This is a genomic window from Nocardia sp. CA-119907, assembly GCF_050955995.1.
GTDB lineage: Bacteria > Actinomycetota > Actinomycetes > Mycobacteriales > Mycobacteriaceae > Nocardia.
The window spans coordinates 5629066-5650479 of the sequence record NZ_CP192091.1; the positions used below are offsets into that span (position 1 = coordinate 5629066).

Sequence of the window (21414 nt, forward strand, 5' to 3'; positions counted from 1 at the left end):
CGACTCAAACGATGTCAAGACTGAGATCTTGGCGGCCCAACCACCCACAAAAACAGGTCGGGCCCCACTGCAGTCATCGGGATATGTCGGGTGCCGTTGCCGTACTCGGCTTCAAGCGCCGGCTCAGGATCCAGAACTCCGGTCTCGGTGAGGACTTTTCGCCGACAGAGAAGGCACCCGTGATCAGGCCAATCAGGTGGCCATGCTGGTGAATTCCGACGGCAGGTATCGGTGATCTGTGATCTAGCCAGCCCGGCTGAGATCGGTTGGTATCGGCCGAATCTGACGTTATCGACAAGCGTGTCCGACCGGCTCGGCGTGTTGGCTGAGCGCACCGATCCGCCCCTACACGCTCGGCTAGCACACGCCCGGGCAGAATCTGCACAAACAGAACGCGCTGCTGGATGCACGTGTTACACCCATTCCCATGTGGATTTATCGGCATTCCGAGGTGGATGACCCGGGCCTGCTCGACCAGCACATGGAGTACTGGGCCAGCCAGGGATGGGACCTCGTCACCGCCAGTACTGCGTACCGTTACCACGGCAGCTGGCACTGCGACATGTTCTGGCGGCGCTCCCGCCCTCGTACCTAACGCTTATCCCAATGCCCGCTTCTGCCGCATGATGCGCGGTTCGAGGCGACCACTGAGCTTTTAAAGAACAACGGGCAGTGGGCATCTCGTACCGTCGCTCAGTTGGCGGCTACGACTACGAAGGAAATTAGACAAAATACTCCACTCCACACGCCTCGTTCGGCGATGTGCGGTACCCGCGCCGCTAGAAGCTGACGGTGCCATCGGCTGCGCTGGAAACGTCCGATCGCTGTTCACGAACGACGTGGCCTCCTGGCTCGCTACAGGCCACCCGTCGAGCACCGAACCGTTGTCGGGCTAACCAGACAATCCGTCCACCGCTTGTCGCAGAACCTCGGTCCTCTCACAGGCGGGTAAGGAGTGGCACTCGATGATCGAGACAACACTGCTGAAGAAGTTGACACTGGAAGCCGACCAGGACGAGGTGCAACAACTCGTCGTCGGCGCTGTCGTCCAACATGGCGGCAAAGTCCTGCTGCTGCAACGCCCCGCCGACGATTTCATGGGTGGGATCTGGGAACTTCCCAGCGGCAAAGTCGACCCTGGCGAATCCATCGACCAAGCCCTGATCCGGGAAGTCAAGGAAGAAACCGGCCTCGACATCACCGCCATCACGAACTACCTTGGCGAGTTCGACTACCAATCCGGGAGCGGCAAAAAGAGCCGCCAGTTCAACTTCACGGTCGACGTCGAGCACGCCGAGCCCGTGGAACCGACAGAACACGACGCATACACATGGACCAGCCTGGCCGAGGAACCACCAGTCACCGATGCCGTCAAGCAGATTCTGGCGCGGTACCGCGAGATCTGAACAGGCACAGGCAATTCAGCCCCACTCAACAATAAGTTCGCACTAGCGATATCGGCGTAGCGTCAAGTGGGTGGCCTCGTGTGTTGTTCTGCGAGAGCCACGCGGCGGCGTCAAAGGATCCATACGCTACTAGTTCCTCACGCGCCTTCCCCGCAAATATCCGCTCACCGAGCGGTTCTCGCGACCGATGGATCATCCCCGCATGCGCGGGGAGCACTCACGCTTTGGGTGTGACCAGCCCTGTGGTGTCGGATCATCCCCGCGTGCGCGGGGAGCACACGCATCGCCACGACAGCCTCGCCCGCGACATCGGATCATCCCCGCGTGCGCGGGGAGCACTCTCCCCCGAAGTGTCGTTCATCGATGAGGACAGGATCATCCCCGCGTGCGCGGGGAGCACTCGGCGTACGTCGCCAGCATCAACGCCAGATACGGATCATCCCCGCGTGCGCGGGGAGCACTCGGTTCGCGCCCCCCTGCCGGGCCGCTGCCAGGGATCATCCCCGCGTGCGCGGGGAGCACACTTGTTGACCTGGCATTTTGCTGGCTGAATCGCCGATTTTCATTCAGTTTGTTGTTCCGAGTCGCCGCCTGCCGGATCAATCCAACCGTTGCCACTCCAGCATGAACTATGTGCGTGCCCACCAGCATCGACCGAGGTAGATCACCCCTCGGGGAGTATATCGGTGAGGACGTTTTCGACCTTAGCTGCGGAGTGGGCGATGTAGCGGGTGGCGTAGGCGAATTCGATGCCCATCGTTGAGCAAGGTCGGTCCGCCATTCCGCTCCAGAATGTTCACGGTGTCAGCGCTTTTCGCACAACGCAGCGTCGGGTCGACTCTTGCCTCACCGCTTTTGGTGGTGCCGGAACCTGTCGCTGGGTCAGGGTCCGCCGCAGCATCGTGCGGGCGCTGTTGATGTCGATGAGCTGGCTACGGCCGAGCAGCCGCGACAGCAATTGCAGGGCGGCGTCGTGGATTTGTCGTGGTGGATGTCGGCTGGCGTTGGAGGCGCAGGCGTCGGTGATGATCCAGGGTGTAAGGCCTTGGTCGAATAGTGCGAGCGCGGTCGCGAGAATGCAAGCGTCGGTGGCGATTCCGCACAGGAGTACGTCGTTGACCCGGTGGTGAGTGATGGTTTCCGCGGTCTCGGGAGTCAGGGCGCTGCAGGTGGTCTTGTCGATGACGCGGACACGAGGGTCGCGGGCGTGGTGTGCCAGTTCGATGTCGGTGTCGGGGCCGAGGTCATGGCGTGCCAGCCGAGCAGCCGCTGAAAGGGCGAGCCGGAGTGGTTCAGGTAGCGGGTGAGGATCACCGGTGCCTCAGCGGTGAGCCAGTCATCGATCAACGCCGCAACCGTCGGGACCACGGCGGTCGAGGCCGGCACCACGAATCCGTTCTGGATATCGATCGCGAGCAACAGCGGCAGCGAGCTCGAGTGATTGTGTGCAGTTACGCTTTGCGGCCCCATGATCCACCCCTCACATGCGGCAACGCCGATGTGGCGGATCAGATTAGCTCGACTGTCGGTGGTCTGTGGTGGACTAGGTGTCGTGCAAGCTGAAGACGATCAGCGGGTCGATGCGCTACCCGATTCGATGCGGAGCGCGTTGGAGGATGCCATCTCAGATCGGGTTGGGGCAGCGCGTGGCGCGGTGGTGCTGTGCGGGTTTCCAGCGTCCGGAAAGTCCACCGCCGCACAGCATCTGGCGGCGCTCACGAGTGCTGTGGTGTTGGACAAGGACACGCTGGCACCGATGCTCGAGCAATCGGTGATGGCTCGACTGACCGGCGATCCGTTCGATCGTGATTCCGAGATATACCGGTCGGTGGTCGCGCCGGGGATCTACGACTCGTTGATCGGCACGGGATTGGTTGTGGCTCAGCGTCATCCGGTGATTTTGGACGCGCCGTTCCTGTCTCCGATCCGGGAAGCGTCCGCGGCCGGGGTGCTGTTGGGGCAATATCTGCGGGCGCGGTCCGGGGCAACCGATGATCTGCCGGTCGTTACGGTGTGGCTCGACAGCGCCCCGGAAGTGATTCGTGGGCGGATGGTTGCGCGCGGCGCACAGCGTGATCATCCCAAGCTCACAAACTGGGTAGCCTATGACCGCGATGTCCTCGCCGGCGGCGTGCGGGAACTGGCGCACACAGTCTGCGATGTCGTGATCGACAGTTGACAGGAATGACTGGAAGAACGGCAGCGGAGCTGTCGGCCCGGGGGCCAGTCGAGGTCGAGCAACCCGAGCATCGTGGCCGTGCACGATCTCGGCGACTGCACGTCGCGGACTCCACGACGATATCCCCCGAGAAGCAGGGGCCGGCATCGAAGTTCGGCGCAAGTATCCGGTTGTGCAGCACTGGTCTGTGGGATTTCGGTTTCCCTGATTGATCGATGCGGGAGGCTGAAGCGATGGACTGGCAGACCTTGGGGATCCAGCTCGAAGCGCGGTCGCGGGTTTACGCGCACAGGTTCGGGATCGACCGCACCCCCGAGTGGTTCGCGATGAAAGTGGCCGAGGAGGCCGGGGAATTGATGCAGCAGTTCCTGGCCGCGACCGGCCAAGGCCGCCCACGGGGGAAAACGCCTGAACAGCTGCAAGATTCAGTCGATGACGAGATCATCGACGTCCTATGTCAGGTCGTGTTGATGGCACACAACCGCGGGACCGACATTCAAGCCGTGATCGAACGCAAGTGGCTGCGCCCCAACGAATCCGACAGCGACGTCGAGCCCGATCACGACATCGCCGCGGGTTCGGCTGATCACGCCATCTACGCACAGGCATGCTCACAGCCCGATGGTGTCGCCGGGTTCTACAACCGCAACGTTCGCGTCGCCACTGGCCCAGCGTCGGCGGTGAATGTCCGAATCCCTATCCCCGGCGCCGACACGATGGACCACCGCCAATGGCCCGAACCAGCGATCCTCACCGCCATCGCCCCCTTCGTCACCGCCGCTCCACGACTGTACTTCGAGTCCACACAGCCGAAGTACCAGATCCACGAATTCATCGACGGGCAGCCACTAGGTCGTCTGGCACCACGCGGACACGCCGTTCCGGGGCACGTGCCCACCGATGTGGCCCGGCTGTTCTCGCAACTGCGGGCGATCCCGCCCAGCGCGCTCCCACCGACAGCGGGTGGACTCGACGACGATCCGCAACGGTTCGCACAACAGCTGTGGGACGCCACTCGACAGGCTTATCTCGACCACCGCGAATCATTCCACCGCCTCTACCGGCAACTGCGTGTCCCGGATGACCCGTTCGAGGCTCTGGACGGCGCGTAGAAGCTGCTGTCGCCCAGACCATTTCGACTCATCCACTGCGATCTGCATCGCAAAAACATGATCATCCGCGGCCACCAGACGGTGTTCCTGGACTGGGAACTGGCCCTCTACGGCGACCCGATATGCGATGTCGCGACCCACCTCCACAAAATGAGTTACCTCCCCGAGGAACAGCAGCGATTCCTCACCGCCTGGACAGCAGCCGAACCGGAAGCCGCGACCGGAGACTGGGAACACAACCTGCGGATCTACCTGGTTCACGAGCAGATAAAGTCCGCGGTCCTCGACACTGTTCGCTACGCCAAGGTCATCGCCGAAGGAAGTCGCACACCCGAGAACGAACAGATCCTGGTGACAAGCCTGACGAAAAAACTGCAAGACGCAGCGCCACTGTGGAACCTGGACGCACCGCTGGATGCACCGCAGATCGAAGCCGCCCTGCGCGATGAGTGATGAAATCTGCCCACCACTGACGTCTTGCCACGCGCGCGGATCCGCTAAGAACGTTGATGGCGACCACCAGAAACCTACCAGCGAGCCGATGCCATCGAGTGAACTCGCGCAGGTCGGCGCGGCTGTTGGCGGGGCGGATCGAAACGGTGACACCGGCGGATCCGGGGGTGGGTTACACATAGCTGTCTCCCCGGATATGTGGGTGTGCAAGGGTTTTGGGGTCTGTTGACGCGCGAGCCGTCGAATATGCATGGGCGCGTGCCTATTGCGGCTGCCAGGTTCGGTAGCCATCGGGATGGGCGCTGACTCGGCCGAGTTGGACGTCGGCGAAGTGCAGGCCGAAGCCGAGGACACCGGGTGTGGCGAGTTCGTCGATCAGTCGGTGGCAGGTGGCCACGGATGCGGCGGGGTCGTCATCGACGGCGGCGGTCAGCTCCGGGTGGGTGATCTGCAGCGGGGTTTGCATGGCGTCGCCGAACGCGATCAGCCGGTGGCCGGGTGAGGTGATGGTGTAGGCGAGGTGTCCGAGGCTGTGACCGGGTGTGGCCATGGCGTGGACGCCGGGAAAGATTTCCTCGTCGTCGCCGATGGTGCGGACTTGCGCGGCGAGTATATCGATCATCGCGGGACTGGCACCGTCAGCGACGGCGAGGTCACGCTGGTCCCACTCGGTGTTCCCGACCAGGACCGGGACATCGACGAACGGGCTTGTCGAGGTCCCGGGCGAGGATTGCCAGAGCCAGCCGATGTGGTCGAGGTGCAGGTGGGTGAGCGCGAGGAGTTCGATGTCGGCGGTGCTCTTGCCCACTGCGGCGAGGCTGTCGAGCAGTCGCCCGCCTCGCAGCAGCCCGAACGGTGTCGGGATGGCCAGTGGCCCGAATCCGGCGTCGATGAGTAGGGCGCGGTTGCCGTATTCGACCAGCAGCGCACCGACGCTGGCGACCAGGTAGCCGTCGGCGTTGATCAGATGGGCATGCTCGGCCCAGATCTGGTCTTCGCAGGTCGGCAGCCAGGCTTGGGGTTCGAGTAGCGCGACACCGTCAGGGAGGTAGGTGATGCGGTGGTCGCCGAACTGGCGGCAGTGGGTAGTGGCGGGGCGGGTGTAGGGGTCGAGGCTGAGTGTCATGGATCGGTCTCCTGATCTCGGGGACGGAACTGGCGGTCGGCGCCGGAAGGTGAAGCGGTGGCCGACCCGTCGGCGGGCGTTCGGGCGGGTCGCGTCTCGACGGTCGGGCGGGCGGGTCATGGCGAGAACGTGCGGGTCGCCGCGCTCACCGCGTGCTGTGTGGCGGTGGCACCGTTGTGATGGGTGTGCATGGGCTCCTCTCGCGCGAGAGTCGATGGTGGACAAGCACGTTCGGTTTGCGGATCGGCTAGGGATCGGGTCCGGCCTCCGGGTGCGCCTGGTGTTGGGCAGAGGCGGGCTCGCTGTCGCGGACGTCGGTGCTGGTGTCCCAGCCGTGGGTCGGGACACCGGGGATCGCGTCGGTGACCGCGGCGTCGATCTCGGCTCCTGCCCGGGTGTGCTCGGTGCTTGTCGTGTCGAGGGTGCGGCGGGCGCGCTCGAGCAGAGCGTCCGGTGTCGGGGGTTGCTCGATCTCGGCGTCACGGCTGCTGCTGGTGGCGGTGCGGTCGGTGCGGCGCAGGCTTTTCAGTGAGCGCCGCACGCCATCAGCGATGGTCGGTGTGGTGTAGGTGCGCCACTGTGCGTCGAGGTCGTCGAGACTGAGGTGCCGGTAGCGTTCGACGTGGGTGTCCACGTCCCGGGTGGCGGCCTCGAATGCGTCGGCACGTTCGGTGCGGTCCATGCGGATCGAGGTGGCGGTCGCGGCGGCGCGGGTCCACAGCGCTTGCATGTTCCGCCGGAATTGCTGTGCGGCAACAGGATCCGGCTCTCCAGTGATCCCGGCGGTACTGAGCAGGTGCTCGCGGACGACGGTGATCGCGGCCATCTCGGCCAGTTCGCGGGTGTCGTCGAGGACCCGTCGGGCGCTTCGACGCCCGGTCACCGACCGCGGTGTCGGAAGCAGCTGGTCATCGCTCCACGCCCGGCCGGTGTGCCCGAGGCGGCGGGCGAGATCGACCCAATTCGCTGGCACACCCTGGGCGCGGGCCGCGATCTCGGTCAGGTCGCGGTCCCGGTCGATCGCGGCGATCCGCTCGAGCAGCTGTGTGCTGGGCGTGGTTCTTGGGCCTGTGGTGTGATTGGTCTGCCGCAGGCGGGTGGCGTTGGCGGCCAACTGGTGGATACGGGCCAGCAGCGCCGCCTGCTCGGGCGCGATGTCGCCGCTGCGTGTGCCCGATCCGGGCGTGGTCACGGTTCATATCCCTCGCCTGGTGCCACGAACTGCGGCGCACCGATGTCTGCCGCAGGCTCGTCACCCCACGCCTCAGCAGCGACCGCGTGGCTGAACACCGCTGTTGCGCTGCCGGTTTCGACGTCGACATCGACCGTGCCCGTCCTGGTGGGGTTCGCGGCGTCGATCGCGGTGTCGATGTCCTCACCGGTCGTGACCGCGGGCCGGAACAGCGGCTGTGGGAGCGGCAGCCCAGCCCTGATCGCGGGGACCAACTCCTCGTGGGACGGCAACGCCGCCGACGTAAGAATCGATATCCCGGCGTCGGCGAGTGCGTGGGCTTGCAGTGCGTAGGCGCGGGTGTCGGTGCGCGCGAGCTGCTGCCAGCGCTGCGTCACCTGTTCGGCGGGGACACCGTCGAGCATCTCGACCGCCGCGTGGGCCCAGTCGGAGGTGGTGCCCCACAGTTGGTGGCCTTGCTCGGTGGTGAGCCCGAGCAGGTTGGCCACCCCGACGGTACGGTTGTGCAGGGCGCGCAGGTTGCGGTCTATGTCGGCGGCGGCACTGGGTTCGGTTGCTGGGCTGATCTTGGTGTGGGCGGCATCGAGGGCGAGCCATTCCCGCTGCCGTTGCACGTCCGCGTCGAGGTCACCGAGTATGCGGTCCCAGTCAGTCGGCTCGGGAGCACGCAGGTACAACTCGGCACGCCAACCGATGCCGCGGTCCCCACGCTCGCGCACCTGGTCGATCCACGCACGGGGCACCCCACCGGCGTAGGCGGCGTTGGTCAGTTCTTCACGCGCGATCGCGCGGGCCTGGTACTCGGCGTACCAGGACTGCGGCGGAGGTTGACCGGTTTCCTGCTGACGCGCGGTGGCGGTGGCCACCATCCGGTTCAGGTCCACCGTCTGGTTCTGCAGGGATTTCAGTACCCTCACCTGCGCCCGTGTCGGCGTCGTCACGACCTGGCCTCCTCCACGAAGCGGTCGCCGAAGGCCCGGAAGTCGGGTCCGAACCCGAGGCGTTCGATGGGGGTTGTCGCGCCGGGGGCGCCGAACCAGGCGGCTGGGACCGGTGCCGCGGGCACACCGACGGTGTCGATGTGCGTGTCGGGGGTGCAGCGGAACAGTGGCCCGTTGGCGGCGTCGAGGATGTGGCGCAGGTGCGGGTCGATGTGGCGGACGAACAGGCTGCTCATCGCGGACTTGTCCTCAGCGCCACGGGCGGCTTCGAATACCTTGTGCAGGCCGGCGAAGCGGACGCTCACGCCCTGGTGGCGCCACCATTGGCGACACCAGGTGTATTGGCCCTCCCGGCCGTTGCCCGCCAGACGCACCGCGGTCACCGGCAGCAACCACTCCTGCACGAACTCGCTGTAATGCGCGAACCGCGGCGGCGGCCCCTTCTTCTCCCCTGTCGTGTCGGCGGCACCGGGCGGCCCGCCGGGAGGCGGGGCGGATTTGAACCAGCCGGCCGGGACCGGGTCGAACGGCAGTGAGGGCGTGGCGATGTGGGTGGTGCGGGTGCAGCGGTGCAAGGGCCCGTTGGCGGCGTCGAGCATGGTTTTGACGTGGGCGTCGACGTGGGAGGCCACGAAGGTACTGAACCCGTTGCCGGTGCGGGCGCGGCGTTGCGCTTCGAACGCGGCATGCAGGTGCGCGATGCGCACCGCGACCGGGCGGTGTGCCCACCACTTGCTGCACCAGGTGTAGGTGTTTTCCCGGTTGGCCTCGGCAAGGCGGACCGTGAGGAACGGGAACAACCACCGCTCAGCGAACTCGGTGAAATGGGTGTAGCTCAGCGGCATCGGCGGCTTCTTACCCGCGGCGGTCGGCGTGGGCGGTGCGATCACGGCTGCTCACCACCGGCCGCGCCGTCGGTGGTGTCGCTGGCAGGCAGCGCTATCGGGTCGGCGGCTTTGTCGAACCGCGCCAGCGATGCCCGGATCAGGGGCGCGTATTCGGTGTCGGCCCACCAGATCTTGCGGACCACCACCGGCCCGTGGTTCGGCAGACGCACCAGCGCACGGTCTTTCGGCAACGCGGCCAGCACAGCGACATCGAGGATGGGTTCGGCGCGCCAGGACAGCGATCTGTTGACTCCCTGGGCGCCGTGACTGCGGGAGCGCTCAGCCACATCGTGCGGACCAGCCATCGCCGACCAATGCTCCAAATAATCTGTCGCGGCGATACCACCGCCGTAGACCTCGATGGATTGGGCGCGCATCGTCTTCAATCCGTTGGCGCCCCACAGGTCTTCGCCCTGCTCGAGGACCTGCAAGATCGTGATGAGGACAATCCCGCAGCCGCCGGCGTAGGTGTAATACGACGGGAGTTCGGCGATGCGGGCGCAGTTGGCGGCTTCATCGAGCACGCCGAGTAGCGGCACCGACAGCCGACCGTCCGGGCGGGCGCGGGCGGTGTCGAGTGCGGCTTCCAGGATCTGGCCGACCAACGCGGAGGTCAGTGGTGTTGCTCCGTCGGGTCCGGCCATCGACAGCGCATACAGCGTGTCGGTGGAGGTCACGAAAGCGGCGGGTTTGAACTGCGGCAGATCGTGGGTGCGCTGTTGTGTGGTCTTGTCGATGACGACACCGGTCTTGCGTGTCTTGGGGTCGGTTTCCTCTCGCACCGCCAACCGGATCCGCTGGGGTGGGGTGACCATGCGGGCGTAGCCCTCATCGGACAAGACGTTGAGAAACCGTCGGGCCATGTCATACAGACCGTCACGTTGGCGGGCGTAGATGGCTTGGGATTCGAGGATGCGTTCGGCGGACCGGTGGTGCCCATAGCAGCGCAGGATCAGCACCGGGGTCTGGTCTTGGTCGCGGCCGAGCCATTCCGCGCAATGCAGCAGGTCTCCGCCCGCGCATGCGGCGGCATACATGTACAGGCTCAACAGTTCTTGGGCGCCTCCGTCGAAATAGCTGTCGACCTTGGCGTTGGCGGCCTGGGCTGCGGAGCCGGAGGCGGCGGAGACGAAGAACCCGGCGAGTTTCCGGGCCTTGGGCAAGCTGGTGACCTGGGTGAGCAGGTTGACCCAGAACCCGCACTCCACCCGCCCGGTCACTGCTTGCAGGTCGCACAACCAGATCCGGCCGCGCTGTTCGCGCCCATAGACGGTGTGCCGGTAGAGATCTGGCTTGTTGCTCGTGGCCAGGCATGGCCCCCACGCCGACAACACGGCCGGGATCGCCCATGCCATGGTTTTGCCGGTGCGGGTTCCGGCGGCGATCGTCACGCCGAGTTCGGCGGGCACGTACAGCTCCACGCCCCCGATCACTGTTTTCCCCAGTGGTGGCCCTTTGAGCGCTTGGATCTGCGAGGCGGTGTCGCGCAGCAGCCGCCGGTTAGCGATCGTGTTGTCGCGGGCACGGGCCATCTGGATCTGGGCTGGCCGTTGCATGGTGCGCGCTGCCGCGTCGATCTCGCTGCCCGCGAACAACATTCGCCAGCACGAGACGATGAGCGCCACTCCGGCGGCAGTGAATACGGCGGCCAGGACGCTGGCCTGCCAGGGCCAGGGATGCTGGCCGAGGACAACCTGCACCAGCGCGGTCACCGGGTGGCGGGTAACCGGCAGTCCAGCCCACCAGCTGCCCAGGCTCAATGCCGCCCACAACGACAGCGCGAAGGCCACCAACGCCAAAAACGCCAGCAGCAGCGTGGTTTCCTCACCCAGACCGCGTTTGGTGCGGCGGCGAGTCTGTCTGGTCGAGATCATGATCAACTCCCTTCGAGGAGGGTGGAAAGAATTGGGAGAGGAGGGGTTTTCACCGCGACATGTCGGCATCCACGCCCGCTGCCGGGGCCATGCCGGGTTCCTCGCCCACCTCGGTGGCGCTCCACTCACCGACCTCGGCCTCGGGCAGGGCCGCGACGATGGCTTGATCGATCTCGGCACCGCCGGGGTCCGTGCTCGGTTCCGGAGGTGCCGAATCGCCGAGCGCTGGAGGCAGGTTCAGCTCTTGGTCCGCAGTCGCTTCGGGTACACCCGCTGGTGTGCTGGGTGCCTGCGGGTTGCCGGGATTGTCGTGCCAGTAGGTGCCGTCGCGTCCTGCGTGGTAGACGGCTTCGATGTCGGCGGTCGGTGTCCTGGCCAGGGCGGCGTCGACGCGGGCGGTGCGAGCGGCATCCAGCAGGGATTCCAGCCGCGCGATATGGGCTTGGTCCTGTCCGGGTGAGTCGGGCCATGTTTCCGACAGGCGGGTGTGTTCGGCGGTGGAGTCCTGCAGTTGCCGCAGTGCCGCCCTCTGCCGGGCGAGGTGTTCGTCACGGCCGGTGTCGAGGTCCCCGGCGGCTTCCTCGGCGTCGAGGAGCTGATCGGTTTCGGCGATGATCTCCTCGACCTCGGCCAGGCCAGTCAGTACCGGTGCGCGCCCACCGAGGGCCCGCTCGAGCAGGCTGGCACGCTCGGTTTCCCGCCCATGTGTGTGCTCCGGGGGTATCCAGCTGGCACCGTCTTGGTCGAAGCCTGCGATGGAAGTTTCGATGTGGCCAGTGATTTCGGCGGCCTGTCGCAGGTTGCGCCATACCACCGCATCGACCTCGAGGTCTCCGTCGGCGATAGATTGGGTGATGCGGTCGTAGGCGAGGCGGGTGGACCCCGGGCGCGCCTCCCACCCGGCGACCGCGGCTTGCAGTTGTGCCCACAGGGTGCGGCGCTCGACGGATTCGTGGCGGCCCCATCGTGCGGCCAACCCATCGGCTTGGGCGGTGAATTCCGCCTGCTGGGCGGGGGTTTCGCCGTGCGGCGCGATTTCCCGCAGCTGGTAGTAGCGGGTGAAATCGGCCCGGATTTGGGCTTCGGTGCCATCGGCGGCGTCGCGGTAGTAGGCGGGATCGGTGGTACCGCGTCGCGGATCGGGCCAGCTCATCGCTGCCCCCGCCGATCAGGGTGACGACCCCGCCATGGTCGGTCGTATCGCGGGATGACGGAATCGGGTGTGGTGTCGGACATCGTCGACCTCCGGTGAGGGAAGGCGTGGACTGCGCACCGTCGTGCGACGGCCGGTGCGGCGGTATTCGGATGTCCCCTGGCAGTGCGGTTTCGAACGTCCCGGTCAGTACCCGTGACCGGTTGCGTCGACATCAGCGCGTGAAACAAGCTCGTCAGGTGAGATCAGTCGTCGGTGGCGTGTCCCTTTCGCGAAGGTCTTCTAATACAGGTCCATGCCCAGGTCGGTCCGCGACGGTGGGTCGCTGACCTGGTCGATGTGGTCGGGTTCGGCTTCCCAGGTGTGCTCGCCTTCGGGGAGGGCGGCGTCGACGGCGTCGGTGATGGCGGCCGGGTCGAGTTCGCCCTCGCGACCGACGGCGGCGTCGACGAATTCGGCCCGCAGGGAAACGGCGGCGGCGGCGATCATCTGTTGTGGTGTCGGTGGGGTGACCTCGCCGCCAGCGATGGGGGTGCCGGTAGCGGGGTCGGTGGGAACGTAGGGCGGGATCGCGAGGTCGCTGCGGGTGGTGGCGTAGGAGTTCCATTCGTTGACCAGCCCCAGTTCGTCGTAGGTTTCCAGATGCACCGCATGCCGTCGTCGGCTCCCTTCGGCATCCGCACCCCAGAGCTGGTCGGCTTCGCCGGTGGTGATTTCCGCGGCATGCGCCAAAGCGGTGACGCGTTGGTGGTAGAGCTGCATGTTCTGCGTGAACTGGGCCGCGGCAAGGGGATTGGCGCCAAAGCTCCACCGTCCGGTGGCGATGCGGTCGGCGCGGGCCGCAGCGATAGCGGCCATCCGCTCGAGATGCCACAGGTCCAGGTGGAGCATGTCCAGGTAGAAGTCCTGGGCAGCGTCATCACGTGACGGGTTCGCCTGCACCCCGGCATCCACGCGCGGGCGGGTGCTGGCGATGCCGAGCTCACGGGCGTCGGCGATCCAGGCTGGTTCGATTCCGGCGGTCAGGGCGGTTTGTTCGGTTTGCTCGCGTTGGGCCTCGAGCCCATCCAAGTGGGTTTGCCATGCCTGTTGGGGGTCGCCGTCGGTGGTGAGAGCGTCGAAGTTCTCCCACCCGGCATCGAGGATGCGGGTGTGTTCGGCCGAGAGCAGCCGGATACGCAGCAGCAGTTGAGATTGCCACTGCACCACCGTCTGCGGCGTCGAGAATTCCGATTCCGGGGTCGTCATCGTCTGCGCACCCTTTACCGCTCGTAACCGGCTGACGAGCCGGGTTCGGGTGGGCGGGCCTCGGGTTCGATGGACACTTCGCTGTCCCATGCCGCAACGGGATCCGGCGCAAAAGCGGCGTCGACCGTTTCGTCGATCCCGGCGCGCGCGCCCTCCTCAGCAGATGTGGTGATCGTGAGGGCGTCGGTGGCGCGGTCGATCAGGACATGCGGAGCCGGTGGCGCCGCACCCGGTTCATCCACCGCCACCCGGCTCGCGGGGAGGGTGTCGATGCTGCGGCGGACCTCGTGTTCGATACCGGGCCAGGCGTAGGCGCGCCACCGCTCCACCAGGGCGTCGTCGTCGTAGCCGCGCACAGTCACCGCGGTCAGCTTCTGCCAGCCCGCCTCGTCACGGCCCCACAGCTCGGCGCGCTCCTGGGCGGTCAACCCGATCGCGTGCGCGACGTTGTTTGCCCGGTTCCACAACGCGGCCATGTTGCGCCCGTACTGCTCGACTTCGCCTGCGTCGGGGTGGTGCTGAATGCGGCTCGGCGGTCGCCCGAATCGCCGTTCGGCAGCGATCGCCGCCATATGTTCGAGCTGCCAGATATCAGCGGCAATCCCTTCGACCATGTGAGCACGCACCGGGTCCTCCCCGCGGGGCATCGTGGGAGGGGAACCCACGCTATCGCCCCACCTCAGGCCGCGTTGACCTGCCGCGTGCGCCTGACCGATCGCCGCCGACCCGATACCGACCGCGAGGGCGTGTATCACGATCTCTTCACGGTCGGCTTCCAGGGCGCGCAGGTGAGTGCGCCAGTTCTGCAACGGGATTTCCCCGCTGCCGGAGTGCGGCTCATAGGTGGGATAGCCCAACTGCAGCACCCGCGCGTGCTCAGCGCAGGTGTCCTGGATGCGATCGAGCAGCCGCAGCTTCCAGCTGGGCAGATCATCCAACCCCGGTATCGGTTCACTCATATGCTTGTGCCTGTCTGTTGGAAAGGATTGGTGTTCGGTCGTTTTCGGATCGCGCAGCGCGACCACAGCGGTGGGCGCGGCCTTCATGGCTCATGGCTGTGGTCGACATCCGCGCTTGCGGTGGCGGGCTCTGATTGGGTCGCGCCCTCGGCAGGCCCGAGGGCTGTGGGCAGCTCACCGGTCAAACCGGCGGCCTCGATGGCGGCGTTGATCCCCGCGGCTTCGGGTGCGCGCGCGGGGTCGGTGATCGGGGCCGAGGGGCCGCTGTGGTCGGCGGTGGTGAGAGCGTCGACGACGAGTTCGACCATGTGGTCCGGAGACACCGGCATCTGCGCGGCGATGTCGTCGTGGGCGATTCCGGCGGCTTGCAGCACGATCACCGGCATCGCGACCGCGGTGAAATCGCAGCCCGCAACCTCATTCCACCGGACTGCCAGCTGCTGATCGCTGTAATCGCGGATCTGCTCGGCCACCGCGGTCGACCAATGCTGGGGACCGCGCTGCCACACCTGGTGGCGTTCTTCTTCACTCAGCGACAGCGCGTGAGCGACCGCGCCGAGGCGCTGCCAGGTCATTCCCATGACTCGCCGAAACCGCGCCACCCCATCGCTATCCAGCTCGCCACGACGGGTGGAGGCGGCGGCGAAACCGGCCATGTCCTGTAAGTCACGGACTTCCCGGCCCAGCGCCGCGGTGAGTTCGCTGCGCTGGACCTGTCCGGACCCGAGCATCACCTGCCCCGGCTTCCAACGGGTGCCGCGTTCCCCGGCGGCGCGGGCGTAGTCGATCCACGCCTTGGGCACCCCCACCGCCAACCCCACATTCTCGAGCTGTTCACGAGACCGGTCGCTGATGCCCAAGTGCGCCAACACCTCTGGCGGTGGGCTGGCGTGACCGGCGTGGCGGGCGCGCTCAAGAGTCTGGAGGTTGTCGTAGGCGAGGTTCTGGACGGCTTTGAGCAGATGCGCCTGCAGCCCGGTCGGTGTATCCATCTCACCGGCTCCCACCTGCAACAGAGGCCACCACGGTTGTGGTCGTTGTCGCGGTCACCGCTGCATCCCCAGATCCGAGATCGGCGACGCGGGCGGCGCGGGCAGGTCTACTTCGGGGCCGAAATCCATGTCCTCGGCCAAGGCGTCGCCGGTGAGTCCGGCGGCATCGGCCGCATCGCCGATGACCGACCCCGCATCGGGATCGGTGTCGGGGTCGCCAGCCAGATCTGCGAACTCATGGGTGAGGTGAGTGGCGAAACTCAGTTCCTCGGTGAGCCCGATGATGTCGTCCATCTCTACCGTCGATGCCTGGCTCTGCGGTGCCACCGTCACGTCGAAGTCTTCGATGATCTCGGCGTCGACGATGTCGCTGTAGTCGCTGCCAGTGTCTTCGACGAACCGTTCGGCGTAAGCGTCGAAGTCGTCGTCGAGTTCCTCGGACAACCCCTCAGCGCCCTTGGCTGCGGCGAACGCCGCAGCCGAGGCCATCGCTTCGCCGGAGTCTCCGTGCGCGCTCAGCGTGTCGCTGAAACCGGCCGCGCGGCGGCGGCTTTCGATGAGCAGGTTCTTGTATTCGACGTCGAGCTCGTGCAGCTCGGCGGCGCGGGTCTCCCGGTTGGCGTAGGCGTCGACCTTCCAGTCGCGGATTTCGATGTTCTGCTCGCGTTGGAGCTCGCCTGCTTCGTCGCGGCGGTCCAGGTCGGCATCGGCGCGTTCGGCTTGCCGTTCCTTGATCCACTGCTCCATCTCGTGCATTTCCCCGCCACGCTCGATGCGGGCACGCACTTCATCGACCTTGGCGGTGTTCAGTTCCCGCGCCAGGTCCGCGGCTTGTCCGGCGTTGAACACGCGCTGGCGGTGTTCGAGCAACGACCGGAACTCTTTGTTGTCGGCCAGGCGTATCCGCTGCTCGGACTCCGCCCTCGATCGTGATTCCCCACCACGTCCCCGCATCAGAGCAGCGGTGGTGTGCGCGGTCTGCAACGCTTGAACGAAACCCTGCCGCATTCCTTGGCTGGATTCCTCGACGGGATCTCCACTCATGAGACAACCTCCATTCCGGACAGCAACCACGCCGATCCCGCCGTGGCACGGGTTGCCTGCGCGTACACCTCCCACCTGATCAGCGCCTCGTTGCGGGGTTCGAGTGCGACGGCGAGCACACGGCTGACGGTGGTGGCGGTGTCGGCCGGGTGGTCGTCGCCGGTCACACGGACGAATACGGCGATGGTGGTGGCGTCGGTGCGCCACCGCTGCCACTGCGTGACGCTCACTGGCGCCCACACCAGGGCCGCGGGCTCGGCGCGCTGCGCGAACACCGGATCCATCACCGTGCGTGCTGACCGGAACGCCGCGCGCTGATCGGGGTCCTCGCTCGGCCGATACCCGAACACAGCCGAAACCGCCGCGGTCAGGACCGATTCGGCCGAACACGGATCCATCGCAGAAAAGGGAGCCGCGAAACTCACTGCACGGCAGGGCGGTTCCACGCTGGGGGTAGGCGTATTCGCAGCGCACCCTGCACTCGAGGTCGCGAAAGCGACCACAACGGTCAGCAATATCGTCCGGGTCATGCCGAGGCCCTGGATGGGTGCACCAGGCCACCGAGGTCTGTGGTGTACCAGTCGACGACCTCGCGGCGCTGGCATTGTTCGGCGGCCGGGTTGTGCACCGGATCGGTGACCACGTCCAACACCAGGCCGGCGGTCGCGGCATCGCGGTGCAGGTTTTCCAGATCGACGCCGCGGCTGCGCGCCAAGATCAGATGCAGGGTCGCGGCTTCGGCGCCCCACTGGGCGCGGGCCTGCTCCGCAATCCAGATCGCTTGTCGCGCTGAGGCTTCCGCAGCTGATGGCCCATCACCGAGCACGGTGTCGCGGGCAAACAGATCGTGCCAGATGACTCGTCCGTCGGCGCGGCAGACCGTGAAGGTGGTCATGGTGGCCGCCGACCACAACATGACCCGTGGCCCCCGCGCTGCCCTCACCACCAGTCGTTGATGCGCGATGCGGCGGGCGGCCTCGATCTGATGCAGTCCTTCGTAGTCGATCCCGGCTTCGACCAGCAACGCGGTCAGATATCGCTCGAAACCGGCCGGGTCGGTGAACCCGTGTTGGCTCGCGACTCGATCGAACTGGCGCGTGCTGGTGAACCCGTGCAACTCGACCGCGCGCACGCGCACGACCATCTCCGGCGTGACGCCAGATCGCTGCGGGCTCAAAGGGTTTGGTGGGTTCTTCATGTTCGACCTCCCGGGGTGGTGTCGGGGGTTGGGGTGGTGGGAACGTCGTAGCGGCGCACGTCCGCCTGTTCGGCCCAGGCACTGAGCGGAGTCAGAGTGACGGTTTGCCCGCTCTGGGGTGCGTGCAGCAGCATCTCGGTGCCGGTCTTGTCGTCGGGGCCGGAGTAGACACGGCCGTAGTAGATGCCGACGTGATGGGAATCCGTACCGCCCGCAGCGGTGAAGAAGATCAGGTCCCCCGGTGCCCGATCCGCGAACGGCACCGGGCGCGCGCTCGGGTGGTCTTGTTGGGCTTGGGTGTAGTGCGGCAGGCGGATCCGGCCGCCGGAGGCGTGGTAGATCGCGTAGAGGGTCAGCCCGGAGCAGTCGAATCCGCCGCTGGTCGGGCCGTTCTGGTCCCCGCCGCCCCAGACGTACGGGGTGCCGATCCAGCGGGAGGCGTTCTCGATCACCGACCGCCCGAACGCACTCGCCTCCGCCGGCACCGATGCACCAGAGCCGCCCGTCCCGCATCCGGCCGCGGCTGCCCCGGCCGCGGTGCGCGGCATCGAGGCGATGTCGATATCGGCGAAGGACCCATACAGTCGTCGCGCCAACTCCAGTTGCGCCCCATAGGCATTCGGTGCCGACTGCTCGATCGCCTGCGCCAGCTCGGCCGGCGACATGCGCGCCGCGGTGGCACCGAGTTGTTGAGCCTGGGAGTAGAACCAGTTGATCTGATACACCGGATCCATCAACTTGCCGATACCGACCCCACCCCAGACGCTGGCACGCATCTGGTGCGGGCCGACCGAATCGTGGTCGTAGCCGAGCCCGTCGTTGGCGTAGTTCAACGACTCCGGCACCGATGGGTTGGCCAGATTCCGAAAACCGCTCTCGGTGGCCTGGGCCGCTAACTCGGCGATGATCACCGACTCCGACATCCCGCGTTGTTTGCCGATCACCACGCCATTGCGCGCCAACTGCAACTGCCGCTGCGACAAACCCGCCACCGACTGACCGGTCGTACCCCCCGCCTCCGCCGCGCCGCCAGCGGCGAGCGGGCTTGTGCAGGTCAGCGCCGGGTCGGCACCGATGATCAACAGCAGCAGCAACAGCAGCGCCACCGGGAGACCCAGCGCGGTCGCGGCCACCGCTCGCGAGGAGGTATCCATGAAGGTCCTCGACATTCTTTGCGTCCGCGGTCATCACGACCTGCGCGAACCATGGTGTGCCGCAACGGTTTTGCGGCGTTGATGTCTGATGGGGTTTGCGCTCTTCGGCGAGCCTCGGGTTCGCTGGTAGCCGCGCACCGGCCGCCGATGGACTGCGTCGTTGATCGGTCATAGCCCGACCTCCGGTAGATCAGGCATCGCGACGCCATCGGACGCCGCGTCCGCGTCGACGTCAGGGTCGGCCTCCGCGCGCACGCTCCCGTCGAGACCCGCCTCAGTGATCAACCGGTCACCGCCGGCCTGAGCAAGTTGCCGGTCGAGTTCGTTGATCTCAGCGACGCGCTCGGTGATCTCACCTCGGAGATCGTCGACCAGGCCCTCGAGACCCGCGATGACGTCATCACGAGCGCGCACCATTGCCAGCAGCAGTGGAACTCCGGCGATAGCGGCGATGTCGTGGTCGAGATCCTGGCGGGTCTTGTTCCAGTACCGGCTCAGCGTGTCGACCGGTTGGCCGTGCCAGAGAGCGGTGTCCGGTGCGCCCAGAATGTTTCCCAGCGCCCGTCGTCGGTCCCCGTCAGAGGCAGGCACATGACGCACCATGTCGGCCAACAGGTGCTTCACGCCGCTCATGTAGCTGTGGCGTATCTGGTCCTGCTCATCGACGAGGGTCATTGCGGTCATGTCGATCGCTTCGCTGAGCGAATTCAGCCGCCGATACCGGTCGATGACGTCGGCGATGGTTGTCAGCTGGTTCGCGGCCCGCCACCGCCGGTTGCCGCCGCTCATCGGGGCCCCTGTGTCGGTCGCACTCCATCCATCAGCCATCACCTGCTCGTCTCTCCCACAGCGGGCAGGTCATCGAAGCGCCGGTTCGTGTTGTGCACGTCCCCGGCACGCTCGGTCGGGGTGAATTCCAAACGGAACGGGATCCCCGGCTCGTTGGCCTCGCCGGTCTTCAGCAGGAAACAGCCAGTGCCGGGCGGGGTTTCCCGACGCGTGGGATCGAGGTCGTCGTCGGACGGCGGGCGCGGCGCAGCCCACGAGGTGACGAGCAGTTTCTCGGTGTCGGTGAGCCCGACCGCGTTACGGATGCGGTCGGTCTCCTCCGGCCCGACCGGGCCGATGATTTTTGCGCGTGCTCGTTCGAAGAAGCCGAGCGCTTTGGCTTGTGCGGCAACCGAGTCGAATGCAGTGAGGTCTTTGATCGTGTGGCTGCACATGATCAATCCCGCACCTATGGGCCTGTTTAGCCTGGTCAGGGCATCGACTCGGTCGACCATGAACTCCCCGACGCCGAGCACCCGCCAGATTTCGTCCATGACGACTTCGTAGGTGCGTTTACGAGCCAACCCGGCATCGGCGAGCGCGTGGGCTGCGGCGACGGCGCCGAATCCCTCGCTCCAGCAGACCATCAGCACCGCCGCGAGCAGTTTGGTGTCGCCTTCAGGGATGCGGGAGATATCCACGCACACCGCGGGGCTGGCCAGGTCGAGGCGGGTGGTGGTGTGTCCGTTGAAGATCGCGCCGAAGGGTCCCTCGACCAGTGCCCGCAGCGAGCGGCGCAGGGTTTTGGTGCTGGCGCGGTAGGCGGCGTCGTCGTCTTCTTCGGCGAACTCGCGTAATTGCGCTCCGCCACCGGAGATGACCTCGAGCAGGTTCGACAGCAGCGGTGGGTGTTCATAGGTGAATCCGCTTGTGGGGCTGTAGAGTTCGCGCAGCCCGGCCGCGAGCAGCACTTCTTCGTAGTCGGCGACCCGGGAACCGCGCACCAGTTCGATGAGCCCGGCGACGATGTTGACCTGTCCGGCTTCGACGCGGGCGGTGACTTGGCGACGCTGATCAGGGTCGGTGAGCCGCTCGACGACCGCGCCGAGCGCGCCGACGTCGAGGGGGTTGATGGTGCCGTGTCCGTACCCGACATCGACGACTTGACCACCGAGTTCGATCACCAGGTCGCGGTAGTCCGGTTTGGTGTCGCCCATGCACAACACCGTTTCCCCGGCCGCGACCGCGCCGGTCACGATGCGCCGGATCAGGCTGGATTTGCCGAAACCGTTGAGGCCCAGCACGAACGCGATCGGGGCGGTGATAAACCCTTTGAGGAACCAACTCATCGGGTCGAAATGCACCGGGGCGCCGGTGATGTAGTGCGCCCCGACAGGTGTGCCGACCGTGGGGGCGCTAGCACCGACAGTGAACGGCCACAACCCGGCCACTTGCACGGTGGTCGCGCGCCATTCCGGTGTGCTGGGGACCACCGAGGCGCGGCCGCCGCCGAGACCGCGATATCCGCGGTCGGTCAACGGCAGTGGCGATCGGTCGAAGCCGTCGCCGACCATATCGTCCGCGCGGCCCGCGGCGGTGATGCGGCGATGATCATCGCTCGATATCGCCCACCGTGCCCGCCAACCGCGCAGACCGGGCTGGGCGGCGGCTGCCTCGGTCGCGGCTCGCGCCCGCGGCGTGAGCACCCGCACACCAGCAACCGTTTCC

At 66.4% G+C, this 21414-nt stretch carries 20 protein-coding genes, 1 pseudogene and 1 CRISPR repeat array; of the genes and pseudogenes, 5 read left to right on the plus strand and 16 right to left on the minus strand.

The window, feature by feature from the left end; translation table 11 throughout:
- Positions 1–965 precede the first annotated feature (965 nt).
- Positions 966–1406 carry an NUDIX hydrolase gene (locus ACQP2D_RS24870; protein ID WP_433678313.1) on the plus strand — a complete coding sequence of 147 codons (441 nt, stop codon included), beginning with the start codon at positions 966–968 and terminating at the stop codon, positions 1404–1406.
- Positions 1407–1595: 189 nt separating this feature from the next.
- Positions 1596–1928: a CRISPR direct-repeat array (repeat unit 28 nt; unit sequence GGATCATCCCCGCGTGCGCGGGGAGCAC).
- Positions 1929–2202: 274 nt separating this feature from the next.
- Here ACQP2D_RS24870 and ACQP2D_RS24875 read toward each other — a convergent pair.
- A pseudogene (locus ACQP2D_RS24875) lies at positions 2203–2876 on the minus strand (cysteine hydrolase family protein).
- Positions 2877–2958: 82 nt separating this feature from the next.
- Between ACQP2D_RS24875 and ACQP2D_RS24880 the strand changes: the two are divergent.
- The 3 genes from ACQP2D_RS24880 to ACQP2D_RS24890 all read left to right on the plus strand — a co-directional run bounded on the left by ACQP2D_RS24880 (position 2959) and on the right by ACQP2D_RS24890 (position 5150).
- Positions 2959–3585: an AAA family ATPase gene (locus ACQP2D_RS24880; protein ID WP_433678314.1), complete on the plus strand. Its 627-nt coding sequence runs from the start codon at positions 2959–2961 to the stop codon at positions 3583–3585.
- 215 nt (positions 3586–3800) lie between these two features.
- Complete coding sequence (locus ACQP2D_RS24885; protein ID WP_433678315.1) at positions 3801–4697, plus strand: hypothetical protein; 897 nt, start codon at positions 3801–3803, stop codon at positions 4695–4697.
- Positions 4698–4703: 6 nt separating this feature from the next.
- Positions 4704–5150 carry a phosphotransferase family protein gene (locus ACQP2D_RS24890; RefSeq protein ID WP_433685757.1) on the plus strand — a complete coding sequence of 149 codons (447 nt, stop codon included), beginning with the start codon at positions 4704–4706 and terminating at the stop codon, positions 5148–5150.
- A 262-nt stretch (positions 5151–5412) separates the two neighbouring features.
- On the opposite strand, the gene ACQP2D_RS24895 is transcribed toward ACQP2D_RS24890, so the two are convergent.
- On the minus strand, positions 5413–6276 hold the full coding sequence (locus ACQP2D_RS24895; protein WP_433678316.1) for an MBL fold metallo-hydrolase: 864 nt from the start codon (positions 6274–6276) through the stop codon (positions 5413–5415).
- 57 nt (positions 6277–6333) lie between these two features.
- On the opposite strand from ACQP2D_RS24895, the gene ACQP2D_RS24900 reads away from it, so the two are divergent.
- Positions 6334–6456: a hypothetical protein gene (locus tag ACQP2D_RS24900; RefSeq protein ID WP_433678317.1), complete on the plus strand. Its 123-nt coding sequence runs from the start codon at positions 6334–6336 to the stop codon at positions 6454–6456.
- 67 nt (positions 6457–6523) lie between these two features.
- Here the strand turns inward: ACQP2D_RS24900 and ACQP2D_RS24905 are convergent, their stop codons facing one another.
- The 14 genes from ACQP2D_RS24905 to ACQP2D_RS24970 form a co-directional block, all read right to left on the minus strand.
- Positions 6524–7468, minus strand: a complete 945-nt coding sequence (locus tag ACQP2D_RS24905; protein WP_433678318.1) for a hypothetical protein — start codon at positions 7466–7468, stop codon at positions 6524–6526.
- Positions 7465–8409, minus strand: a complete 945-nt coding sequence (locus tag ACQP2D_RS24910) for a hypothetical protein (protein ID WP_433678319.1) — start codon at positions 8407–8409, stop codon at positions 7465–7467. Before ACQP2D_RS24910 ends, ACQP2D_RS24905 begins: the two co-directional genes overlap by 4 nt.
- Positions 8406–9299: a DUF4913 domain-containing protein gene (locus ACQP2D_RS24915; protein WP_433678320.1), complete on the minus strand. Its 894-nt coding sequence runs from the start codon at positions 9297–9299 to the stop codon at positions 8406–8408. The genes ACQP2D_RS24910 and ACQP2D_RS24915 overlap by 4 nt, the downstream gene beginning before the upstream one ends.
- A complete protein-coding gene (locus tag ACQP2D_RS24920) occupies positions 9296–11170 on the minus strand; it encodes a type IV secretory system conjugative DNA transfer family protein (protein WP_433678321.1) in 1875 nt (624 codons plus the stop codon). Before ACQP2D_RS24920 ends, ACQP2D_RS24915 begins: the two co-directional genes overlap by 4 nt.
- Positions 11171–11219: 49 nt before the next feature.
- Positions 11220–12323 carry a hypothetical protein gene (locus ACQP2D_RS24925; protein WP_433678323.1) on the minus strand — a complete coding sequence of 368 codons (1104 nt, stop codon included), beginning with the start codon at positions 12321–12323 and terminating at the stop codon, positions 11220–11222.
- 282 nt (positions 12324–12605) lie between these two features.
- Positions 12606–13571: a hypothetical protein gene (locus tag ACQP2D_RS24930; RefSeq protein ID WP_433678324.1), complete on the minus strand. Its 966-nt coding sequence runs from the start codon at positions 13569–13571 to the stop codon at positions 12606–12608.
- Between the two features lie 14 nt (positions 13572–13585).
- Positions 13586–14530: a hypothetical protein gene (locus tag ACQP2D_RS24935; protein ID WP_433678325.1), complete on the minus strand. Its 945-nt coding sequence runs from the start codon at positions 14528–14530 to the stop codon at positions 13586–13588.
- 83 nt (positions 14531–14613) lie between these two features.
- The gene (locus ACQP2D_RS24940; RefSeq protein ID WP_433678326.1) at positions 14614–15522 is read right to left on the minus strand and encodes a hypothetical protein; all 909 of its coding nucleotides are present in this window, start codon (positions 15520–15522) and stop codon (positions 14614–14616) included.
- Positions 15523–15576: 54 nt separating this feature from the next.
- The gene (locus ACQP2D_RS24945; protein ID WP_433678327.1) at positions 15577–16566 is read right to left on the minus strand and encodes a hypothetical protein; all 990 of its coding nucleotides are present in this window, start codon (positions 16564–16566) and stop codon (positions 15577–15579) included.
- On the minus strand, positions 16563–16964 hold the full coding sequence (locus ACQP2D_RS24950) for a hypothetical protein (protein WP_433678328.1): 402 nt from the start codon (positions 16962–16964) through the stop codon (positions 16563–16565). Before ACQP2D_RS24950 ends, ACQP2D_RS24945 begins: the two co-directional genes overlap by 4 nt.
- A gap of 128 nt (positions 16965–17092) precedes the next feature.
- A complete protein-coding gene (locus tag ACQP2D_RS24955) occupies positions 17093–17764 on the minus strand; it encodes a hypothetical protein (protein ID WP_433678329.1) in 672 nt (223 codons plus the stop codon).
- Positions 17761–18918, minus strand: coding sequence for a C40 family peptidase (locus ACQP2D_RS24960; protein ID WP_433678330.1), 1158 nt, complete (start codon positions 18916–18918; stop codon positions 17761–17763). The genes ACQP2D_RS24955 and ACQP2D_RS24960 overlap by 4 nt, the downstream gene beginning before the upstream one ends.
- A 168-nt stretch (positions 18919–19086) precedes the next feature.
- Positions 19087–19707: a hypothetical protein gene (locus tag ACQP2D_RS24965; protein WP_433678331.1), complete on the minus strand. Its 621-nt coding sequence runs from the start codon at positions 19705–19707 to the stop codon at positions 19087–19089.
- Positions 19708–19745: 38 nt separating this feature from the next.
- A complete protein-coding gene (locus tag ACQP2D_RS24970) occupies positions 19746–21398 on the minus strand; it encodes a hypothetical protein (RefSeq protein WP_433678332.1) in 1653 nt (550 codons plus the stop codon).
- Between the last annotated feature and the right edge of the window lie 16 nt (positions 21399–21414).